10 protein-coding genes are annotated in these 9376 nt (G+C 71.7%); all 10 read left to right on the top strand.

Translation table 11 applies throughout. The features are described 5' to 3' along the window. Nucleotides 1-76 precede the first annotated feature (76 nt). The 10 genes from G6R24_RS22520 (at nt 77) to G6R24_RS15025 (ending at nt 9292) form a co-directional block, all read left to right on the top strand. Nucleotides 77-355 carry a hypothetical protein gene (locus G6R24_RS22520; RefSeq protein ID WP_225438555.1) on the top strand — a complete coding sequence of 93 codons (279 nt, stop codon included), beginning with the start codon at nt 77-79 and terminating at the stop codon, nt 353-355. Next, nucleotides 268-1422, top strand: coding sequence for an ABC transporter substrate-binding protein (locus G6R24_RS14990; RefSeq protein WP_225438556.1), 1155 nt, complete (start codon nt 268-270; stop codon nt 1420-1422). The genes G6R24_RS22520 and G6R24_RS14990 overlap by 88 nt, the downstream gene beginning before the upstream one ends. Continuing rightward, complete coding sequence (locus G6R24_RS22525; RefSeq protein ID WP_225438557.1) at nt 1409-1672, top strand: hypothetical protein; 264 nt, start codon at nt 1409-1411, stop codon at nt 1670-1672. Before G6R24_RS14990 ends, G6R24_RS22525 begins: the two co-directional genes overlap by 14 nt. After that, entirely contained in the window at nt 1672-2745 is a 1074-nt protein-coding gene (locus G6R24_RS14995) for an ABC transporter permease (protein ID WP_163549870.1), read from the top strand. The genes G6R24_RS22525 and G6R24_RS14995 overlap by 1 nt, the downstream gene beginning before the upstream one ends. Then, nucleotides 2742-3749: an ABC transporter permease gene (locus tag G6R24_RS15000; RefSeq protein WP_163549871.1), complete on the top strand. Its 1008-nt coding sequence runs from the start codon at nt 2742-2744 to the stop codon at nt 3747-3749. The genes G6R24_RS14995 and G6R24_RS15000 overlap by 4 nt, the downstream gene beginning before the upstream one ends. Beyond that, nucleotides 3742-4779, top strand: a complete 1038-nt coding sequence (locus G6R24_RS15005; protein WP_163549872.1) for an ABC transporter ATP-binding protein — start codon at nt 3742-3744, stop codon at nt 4777-4779. Before G6R24_RS15000 ends, G6R24_RS15005 begins: the two co-directional genes overlap by 8 nt. Then, entirely contained in the window at nt 4779-6122 is a 1344-nt protein-coding gene (locus tag G6R24_RS15010) for an ABC transporter ATP-binding protein (protein ID WP_163549873.1), read from the top strand. Before G6R24_RS15005 ends, G6R24_RS15010 begins: the two co-directional genes overlap by 1 nt. Beyond that, complete coding sequence (locus G6R24_RS15015; protein ID WP_163549874.1) at nt 6119-7195, top strand: LLM class flavin-dependent oxidoreductase; 1077 nt, start codon at nt 6119-6121, stop codon at nt 7193-7195. Before G6R24_RS15010 ends, G6R24_RS15015 begins: the two co-directional genes overlap by 4 nt. Before the next feature lie 97 nt (nt 7196-7292). Beyond that, the gene (locus G6R24_RS15020; RefSeq protein ID WP_163549875.1) at nt 7293-8420 is read left to right on the top strand and encodes an LLM class flavin-dependent oxidoreductase; all 1128 of its coding nucleotides are present in this window, start codon (nt 7293-7295) and stop codon (nt 8418-8420) included. 452 nt (nt 8421-8872) lie between these two features. Next, nucleotides 8873-9292 carry a YciI family protein gene (locus tag G6R24_RS15025; protein ID WP_163549876.1) on the top strand — a complete coding sequence of 140 codons (420 nt, stop codon included), beginning with the start codon at nt 8873-8875 and terminating at the stop codon, nt 9290-9292. Nucleotides 9293-9376: the final 84 nt, after the last annotated feature.

The following is a 9376-nucleotide window of genomic DNA, read 5'->3' on the forward strand; positions in this document are numbered from 1 at the left end:
AAAAAACAAACGATCTACGAGACCTGACCAGTTACCATCCCGCAATCCCTTTTCCCAGAGAGGAACCACGGCCCCCGTGAACGCAGCACACCTACGAGCCGACTCGACCGCCCAGGATCGCCGCAGTGAGGCGATGGTGCTGGGCCGTCGAGGCTTCCTCGGCCTCGGCGCAGTTGCCGGCTCGTCCCTGTTGCTCGCCGCCTGCGGTGGTGGCAGCGACTCCGGGGTCGCTGCCGGTGGCGGCAACGGCGGGACGCTGCGCTGGGGTTGGTCGACAGTGACCTCCTGGGACCCGGTGACGTCGTCCGCCGGCTGGGACGTGCACGCCCCCTGTCGCTCGTCTACGCCGCGCTGACCAAACTGGACGAGAAGGCCAACCCGGTCCCGGCGCTGGCCGAGTCGTGGAAGTACGACGCCACGGGCAAGCAGGTCACCTTCGTCCTGCGCTCCGGCCTCACCTTCAGCGACGGCACCCCGCTGAACGCCACCGCGGTGCGCAAGAGCCTCGAGCGCGGTCGGGACTTCACCGGCTCGCTGGTCGCAGCGCAGCTGGTCGACGTCCAGACCATCACGGCCAACGACGGTGCCCGCACCGTCACCCTCAACCTGTCGAGCGTGAACTACCAGATCCCGAGCCTGCTCGCCGGCAAGACCGGCATGATCGTGAGCCCGACCGCCTTCGAGAAGGACGCCAAGGGCATCGCCACCAAGCCGGTCGGCGCCGGCCCGTTCCGGCTCACCGCCTACGTGCCGAACCAGTCGGCGAATCTGGTGCGCTTCCCCGGTTACTGGGACAAAGCGAACATCCACCTGGACGCCTTCGAGCTCTACCCGGCGCCCGAGGCCGCCACGGCGATCGCCTCGCTGCAGTCGGGGCGTCTCGACGTCGCCCAGATCCCGGCCAGCCAGGTGTCCGCGGCGAAGTCCGCCGGCCTCGAGGTGCAGATCATCCCGTCGCTGGTCACCACGGTGCTCGACGTGAACATCACCAAGGCGCCGTTCGACAACCCGAAGGTCGTCGAGGCGTTCAAGTACGGCATCGACCGGGCCGCGCTCGCGAAGACCCAGACCTTCGGCTACGGCGTGGTGAACTACCAGCCCTTCCCGCCGGGATATGTCGGCCACGACCCGAGCCTGGACAACGCCTTCGCCTACGACCCGGAGAAGGCGAAGAAGCTGCTCGCCGAGGCCGGCCACGCCACCGGACTGGAAGTCCCGATCACCACCACCGGGACGTCCACCGCGATCGCCGAACAGGTCCAGGCACAGCTGGCGAAAATCGGTGTGAAACTCACCATCGACACGATCCCGGCGGCCCAGGCCACCCAGATCATGTACATCCAGCATTCCCGGGGCCCTCGCGGTGGACGGCTTCGCCGGGCGGGACTCGGCCGTCCAGGCCTTCCAGGTGCTCTTCGGTGAGCAGGGCCTGATGAACCCCGGCCGCAGGACCCCGCCGGAGCTCACCGCCGCGCTCGCCACGGTGCGTAAGACGCCGCTGGACGACCCGTCCTATCCCACGGTGCTGCAAGCCGCCACGAAGATCGCGGTGGAGACGATGCCGAACATCTTCCTGTTCACCACGCCGCGCATTCTCGCCCGCAAGAAGAACGTCTCCGCGCTCGGCAGCTTCCTGGCCGTGCAGCGCTTCGAAGGGGTCCGGGTGAGCTGATGACAACGCTGGAGATCGGCCGGCCCACGGCGCCGGCACCGACGCCGACCCAGCCGTCGGCGGGACGTGGCGCCGGGGTGCGCTGGGGTGCGGTGGGGCGGCCCGTGCTGCGGGTAGTGCGCTCCGCCGTGGTGGTCTGGATACCGGTGGTGCTGCTCTCGACGTTCATCACCTTCGGGCTCGGGGCGCTCACCGACACCAACCCCGCGGCCCAGGTGCTCGGGGAGACCGCGACCCCCGCGGACATCGACCGGATGAACCACTACTTCGGTCTGGACCGGCCGTTTCTCGTCCAGTACTTCAGTTGGCTCGGTCACGCGCTGACCGGGGACTTCGGCCGGTCCTACTACACCACCCTGCCGGTCTCCGACAGCATCACCCAGGCGCTGCCGGTGAACGTCTCGATCACGATCGTCGCGTTGCTGCTCGGGATCCTGTTCGGTGGGGCGCTGGGCGTCGGGGCGGCGCTGTCGGGCGGCGGCTGGTTCGACCGTGGGGTCACCGTGCTGTGCTCGGCGGCGTCGACCGTCCCACCGTTCGTCATCGGCATCGGCATCGGCATCGGCATCGGGCTGATCGTGCTGTTCTCGGTGACCCTGCCGGTCCTGCCCTCGGGCGGTTACGTGCCGATCGACCAGGACTTCGGCCAGTGGCTGCGCTTCGCGATCCTGCCGGCACTCGCCCTGTCGGTGGACGTGGCGGTGGCCATCGCCCGCCAGCTGCGCACCTCCCTGGTCGGGGAGCTGCGGGAGAACTACGTCGTCGGGGCCGAAGTGCGTGGGTTGACCCGGCGGCGAGTGGTGTTCGGCCACGCGCTGCGCAACGCGTCCGGGCCCGCGGTCACCGTGCTCGGCTACTACGTCCCGCAGGTCATCGGGGCGATGGTGGTCGCCGAGGCGGTGTTCAACCTGCCCGGCCTCGGCAAGCTCAGCCTGGACGCGGCGGCCAAGGGTGACATCCCGGTGATCCAGGGCGTCCTGGTCACCATGATCGGGCTGGTCGTGCTGTCCAACCTGCTGGTGAACGCCGCCCTGCTGCGGCTCACCCCGCATGCGAAGAGGCGGGAACAATGAGCGACACCGGCGGTCAGCTACGCCAGGCCCTGCGGCTGCGGTCCGCGCAGATCTCGCTGGTGATCATCACCGTCGTCGTCTTCCTCGGCTTCGCCGGCGGCCTGCTCGCCCCGCACGACCCGCTCGCCCAGGACACCGCGCACGCCCTGTCCGGGCCGAGCGGCGAGCACTGGCTCGGCACCGACTACCTGGGCCGCGACGTGCTCTCCCGGCTCATGGACGCCACCGGCCGCTCGGTCGTCGGCGCCCTGGAGGGTGTCGCCGTGGCCTTCGTGATCGGCGTGCCGGCGGGGCTCGCCTCGATCTTCTTCGGCCGGTTCTTCGACTGGGCGGCCCAGCGGATCGTCGACGCCATCATGACCATGCCCTACATCATCTTCGCGGTGTCGGTGACCGGTGTGCTCGGCAACGGTCTGACCCAGGCGATGCTCGCGATCGGGATCTTCCTCGCGCCGCTGCTGTTCCGGATCACCCGGGCCGCCGCCCTCACCCTCACCCGGGCCCAGTACGTGGAGGTCGCCGAACTGCTGGGGGCGTCCCGCTGGTGGATCATCCGTCGGCACGTCTGGTCGAAGGTGCTGCCAACGGTCGCGGTCACCACGGCGCAGCTGGCCGCGGCGGTCCTGCTGGTCGTCTCCTCGCTGACCTTCCTCGGCATCGGCGTGAAACCACCGGCGCCGACCTGGGGCGGCATGCTCTCGAGCGACCTGGGTTTCCTGTCCCAACAGCCGTGGGCACCGATCCTGCCGGCCCTCGCGATCGCGCTCACCGCCGGCGCCCTGAACGCGATCGCCGATGCCATCCGGGACACCACCGGACTCCCGTCCGCGCCGGCCGGCGGCGGCCTGCTCAGCCGACGCGCCAAGCTCGACGCCGAACCCGGCCCCGGCCTCGGCCTCGGCCCCGGCGGATCCGCCCGGACGCCGGCCATGGCCATCCCCGCGCAGGCATCCGCGCAGAGCTCCGGGCAGAGCTCCGGTCAGGAGGAGAGCTCGCATGGCTGAGCCGAACAGCACCGACACCGCACCGGCTCCGGTACTGCTGAAGGTCGACGACCTGCACGTGACGATCGGCGGCGGGGCCACCGAGGCCGTCCACGGGGTGTCGTTCGAGGTGCGCCGGGGCGAGGCCATCGGGATCGTCGGCGAGTCCGGCAGTGGCAAGACGCTGGTCTGCCGCTCGGTGCTCGGCGTGCTCGCCCCCGGCTGCGCGGTCAGCGGCGGGTCGATCGACCTGGACGGCACCCAGCTCGTCGGGCTGCCCCGGCGAGCCTGGGACCAGCTGCGCGGCACCGGCATCGCCGCGGTGTTCCAGGACCCGGCGTCCTACCTCAACCCGTCCTACCCGGTGGGCCGGCAGGTGGCCGAACAGCTGCGGGTGAAACTCGGCGCCTCCCGCCGTGACGCCCGCACCACCGCCGTCCAGCTGCTCGCCTCGATGGGGCTGCACGACCCGGAGCGGGTCTACCGGCAGTACCCGCACGAACTGTCCGGCGGCATGCTGCAGCGGGTGGTGCTGGCCATCGCCGTCTGCGGCGATCCGGCGCTGCTCATCGCCGACGAGGCGACGACCGCCCTGGACGTCACCATCCAGGCCGAGGTGCTCGACCTACTCGCCTCCCTGCGCGCCGAACGAGGCCTGTCGATCATCGCGGTGTCCCACGACCTCGCCGTCATCGCCGAACTGTGCGACCGGGTGCTGGTGTTCTACGCCGGCGAACTCGTCGAGGCCGGCCCCACCGCCGAGGTGCTGCTCGCCCCCCGCCACCCGTACACCGAGGCGCTGCTGCAGGTCGCCTCGGTCGGCAGCTGGGAACGACGCACCCTGGCCGTCATCGACGGCCAGCCGCCGCCGGTCGGCGCGACGATCGCCGGCTGCCGGTTCGCCGACCGCTGCGCCTTCGCGACCACCGAGTGCCGCACCAGCCCGGTGCCGCTGACCGACCAGCCGGACGGCCGATCCGTCCGCTGCCTGCGCGTCGAGGAGATCGCGTTGCAGGGAACCGGAGCCGCCGCCGGAGCAGGAGTCGCCTGATGCCCGACATCGATCTCGCCACCCCCGACCTCGCCACCCCCGAGCTGGAACCCACCGGCGCCAGGCCCGTGCCGGCCAGCCGGCCGGGCACCAGCCACACCCCCACCATCGACCAGGACGATCCGGGTACCGCCGGCACCGGCCGTACGGACGCCACCGGGAGCCCGTCCTCGGTGCCGTTGCTGCGGATCGAGGGGCTCGGCGTCTCCTTCCTCGAACGGGGCGGGATCGGACGCACCCGGGTCCTGGACTGCATCGAGCTGACCGTGCGCCCCGGGGAGATCGTCGGCATCGTCGGCGAGACGGGTTCCGGCAAGACCACTCTGGCCCGCGCGGTCGCCGGACTCACCCCCGCCGACCGTGGCCAGGTCCGGCTCGACGGCCAGGACATCCTCGGCCTGCGCACCCGGGCCCGCCGTCGGTTCCGCCGCGGCGGGGCGATCCAGTTCGTCTTCCAGTATCCGCTGCGTTCCCTCGACCCGGAGCTCACCATCGGGGCGAGCATCGCCGAGGGCATGGCCATCGCCGGCGTCGGCAGCAGATCCGAACGGGCCGAACGGGTCGCCGGCGCGCTCACCCTGGTCGGCCTCGACCCGGCCGTGGCGCAGCGACGCCCCGCGCAGATCTCCGGCGGGCAGCGCCAGCGCGCCTCGATCGCCCGGGCCGTCGTCGCGGACCCGCGGCTGCTGCTGTGCGACGAACCGGTCAGCGCGCTCGACGCGTCCAACCGCAACCACATCCTGATCCTGCTCGACGAGCTGCGCCGCCGGCTGTCCGTCGGCATCGTGGTCATCTCCCACGACCTGAGCTCGCTGGCCGGCATCGCCGACCGGGTCGTCGTGCTCTACCGGGGACGGGTCGTCGAGGACGGTCCGATCGCCGACGTGTTCGCCGCGCCACGGCACCCGTACACCGCGCTGCTGATCGCCTCCGCACCCGACATCCACGGCCGTAACCGGCAGGCCGCCGCCGCGCTGCGACCGGCACCCGCCCCCGGCATCCCCGACCCGACCACGACCACGACCACGACCACAGCGGCCACGGCGACCACCGCCTCGACCGCGGCGGCGGGTCCGGCCCCCGGGCCACGCCCGGACGCGCGGGATGTCGGCGGCTGTGTGTTCGCGCACCGCTGCCCGTTCGCCACCGTCGACTGCGACACCGCCCCGCCGCGGGTGGAGGCGCCCGGGCGTCCCGCCGGCAGTTGGATCTCGGCCTGCCACCACGACCGCACCTGGCGCGCCCGGCTGCCCACCGCCGCTGCCGGCACCGCTGCCGCCACCGCCGCCGCCGGCACCGCCGCCGCTGACACGTCCGCCGTCCGGAAGGAAACCTCGCTGTGAGCATCGAGTTCATCGGGATCGCCAGCACCTCGGCGGGCAGTGAAGCGCAGGGGTTCGGCGGGCCGGCCGTCGACCCGGACTTCCTCGAACTGCTGGTCCGCACGCATGAGGACGCCGGCTTCGACCGGGTGCTCGTCGCGCACAGCTCCGCGATGCCCGACGGCTTCGTCGTCGCCGACCAGATCCTCGCCCGCACCACCACCCTGAAGGTGCTGCTCGCGCACCGTCCCGGCTTCGTCGCCCCGACGATCGCCGCGCGCAAGTACGCCACCCTGGACGCGTTCCATCCCGGCCGGATCGCCCTGCACGTCATCACCGGCGGGGACGACGCCGACCAGGCCCGCGACGGCGACCTGTCCGACAAGGTGACCCGCTACCGGCGCACCGACGAGTTCCTCGACGTGCTGCGCCGCGAATGGGAGTCGGATGTGCCGTTCGACTACGACGGCGAGTTCTACCAGGTGCGCGGGGGTTTCTCCGCGGTGCGCCCGCCGGCCGGACGCGTTCCGATCTACTTCGGCGGGGCCTCGGCGGACGCGGTGCGGGTCGGTGGCAAGCACGCCGACGTGTACGCGTTCTGGGGTGAGCCGCTGGCCGGCATCATCGAACGCATCCGCCAGGTGCGGGCCGCCGCCGCGCCGTACGGCCGCGACACCCGGTTCAGCGTGAGCCTTCGGCCCATCGCCGCCGACACCGAGCAGGCCGCCTGGGACCGGGCCGCGCACATCCTCGAGCTCACCCGCGAGCGGGTCGGCGAGGTGAAGAAGGTGTTCGGCATCGACGGTGCCGCGCAGGTCGGCAGCCAGCGGCTGCTGCGCTACGCCGCCGAAAGCGACGTCCACGACAAGCGGCTGTGGACCGCCATCGCCAAGGCCACCGGCGCCGCGGGCAACTCCACCGCCCTGGTCGGCAGCTACGAGCAGGTCGCCGAGTCCCTCGTCGACTACGTGGGCGTCGGCGTCTCGACCCTGCTCATCCGCGGTTTCGACCCGGTCTCGGACGCCCGGGACTACGGCACGCTCATCCGCCTCGTCCGCGAGCAGACCGCCGAGCGCGAACCCGTCTCCGTCTGACCCACCCCGCACGTCCCGGTCCCGCACATCCAGCACATCCCGCACATCCAGTAGGTCCCGCACGTCCCGCACGTCCAGTACCAGGAAGGTTGCGCGCATGTCCCTCGAGATCCTCGGCATGGTGGGTACCAAGGAAGCGTCGGAGACCCGTGGCTCCTACCTCGGCGGGCCCGCCGTCGACACCGCCTACCTGACCCGGTTCGCGCAGGCCCACGACGCGTCCGGTTTCGACCGGGTGCTGATCGGCTACAGCGCCGTCTCCCCGGACGGGTTCGCCGTCGCCGGGCACGTCCTGGCGAACACGTCGCGACTTGGCGTGCTGATCGCGCACCGGCCCGGGTTCACCCAGCCGACGCTCGTCGCCCGCAAGCTCGCCACCCTGGACCACCTCACCGGCGGCGGACGGGTCGCCATCCACCACATCTCCGGTGGCAACGACGCCGACCAGCGTCGCGACGGCGACTTCGCCGACCACGACACCCGCTACGACCGCACCGCCGAGTTCATGGACGTGCTGCGCCGCACCCTCACCTCCGACGAGCCGTTCGACCACGAGGGCCGCTTCTACCGGTTCGAGGGCGCGTACAGCACGGTCAAGCCGGTCCGCCCCGGTGGCATCCCGCTGTTCTTCGGTGGCCAGTCGGACGCGGCGGTCCGGGTCGGCGGGCAGCACGCCGACACCTACATGCTCTTCGGCGAGCCGCTGGAGCAGACCGCCGAGCGCATCGCGACGCTGCGGGCCGAGGCCGCCAAGCACGGCCGGACCCTGCGGTTCAGCCTGTCCACCCGCCCGATCATCGCCGACACCGAGGACGCCGCCTGGGCTCGCGCCGAGGCCATCCTCACCGAGACCCGCCGCCGGGTCGAGGCCGCCGGAGCCGGTGGGGTCGCCGGTGCCGCCCTCCGCATCCGCAGCTTCGGCACCACCGAGTCGGAGTCGTCCGCCCGGATGCAGCGGGCCGCCCGCCAGCAGGTGCACGACGAGCGGCTGTGGTTCGGCGTGACCGCCCTGACCGCCCTGACCGGCCCGGGTGGTAACTCCTCCGGCCACGTGGGCACCCCTTCGCAGGTCGCGGACGCGCTGCTGCGCTACCACGAGATCGGCGTCGACACCTTCCTCATCCGCGGCTTCGACCCGTACGAGGACGTCGTCGAGTGGGGCAAGGAGCTCATCCCCGCGCTGCGCGCCGGCGCCGACCGCGTCCGCGAGCCCCAGCTCGCGTAATCTGCTCGGAACGAGACCAGACCACTGCCAGACCGCGGCCAAGATCACGTCATGCCGAGGGTTGTTCGGGATTTCAGCCTCGTCAGACCGAACAGTCCTCGGCATGTGGCCGCACAGTCCTCGGCATCCGGGCGCGACACCGCAGGCCGGGCGTCGAGGGCCCCCGGCGGCCGGGCGGCCCGGACGGGAAAGCGACCTGCCACCGAGGCCCGCTGCTCCCCCACACCCTCGGACGGCGACCGCGGGTGACCTGCCTGGACGCGGGAACCTCGCCCCCGTCCAGGCAGGTGGCGCACCGGCGCGGATCTTCGTCGCGGGCGGTGCGCGGACGCCGGGACGGTGCGGCCGAAAAAATCCCTGGCGATGGTGCGACGTGGTGTCGATGTGCCGGTGTCCCGTTCGACCTGGAGGTGAGAGGGTCGGACGGCGGCCCGGAGCGGGGAGATCGACACATGCCGAAGTACATGCTGATCATGCGTAACAGTGACGAGTCGTTCCAGCACATGATCTCGACTCCGTTCGAGGAGATGCTCGAGAAGGTCGGCCGGTTCAACGAGGAACTGATCCACGCCGGCGTGCTGGTCGCGGCCGAGGGCCTGGACGACGCGGCCCAGGGCGTCGTCGTCGACTACTCCGGTGAGACCCCGGTGGTCACCGACGGTCCCTACGGGGAGACGAAGGAGCTGTTCGGCGGCTTCTACATCCTCGAGGTGGCCACGAAGGACGAGGCCGTCGAGTGGGCCCGCCGGATGCCCTCCATCCCCGGTTCCAAGTGCGAGATCCGTCGGGTCCCCGGCATCGACGAGTTCCCGCAGGACAACGAGTGGGTCGTCAGGGAGCGTGCCTGGCGCGAGCGCACCGGCCAGCTCTGATGCCCGACAACGCCGCCGTTCCGGTCGGTGACAGCATCCAGGGTGACGACCTCCCAGGTGACGACCCCCCAGGTGACGGCGTCC

Source organism: Candidatus Frankia nodulisporulans (genome assembly GCF_902806475.1).
Taxonomy (GTDB): domain Bacteria; phylum Actinomycetota; class Actinomycetes; order Frankiales; family Frankiaceae; genus Frankia; species Frankia umida.

Coding starts and splice junctions, on each gene's coding strand:
- G6R24_RS14995 (WP_163549870.1), top strand. CDS start 1,672: ATGACAACGCTGGAGATCGGCCGGCCCACGGCGCCGGCACCGACGCCG.
- G6R24_RS15000 (WP_163549871.1), top strand. CDS start 2,742: ATGAGCGACACCGGCGGTCAGCTACGCCAGGCCCTGCGGCTGCGGTCC.
- G6R24_RS15005 (WP_163549872.1), top strand. CDS start 3,742: ATGGCTGAGCCGAACAGCACCGACACCGCACCGGCTCCGGTACTGCTG.
- G6R24_RS15010 (WP_163549873.1), top strand. CDS start 4,779: ATGCCCGACATCGATCTCGCCACCCCCGACCTCGCCACCCCCGAGCTG.
- G6R24_RS15020 (WP_163549875.1), top strand. CDS start 7,293: ATGTCCCTCGAGATCCTCGGCATGGTGGGTACCAAGGAAGCGTCGGAG.
- G6R24_RS15025 (WP_163549876.1), top strand. CDS start 8,873: ATGCCGAAGTACATGCTGATCATGCGTAACAGTGACGAGTCGTTCCAG.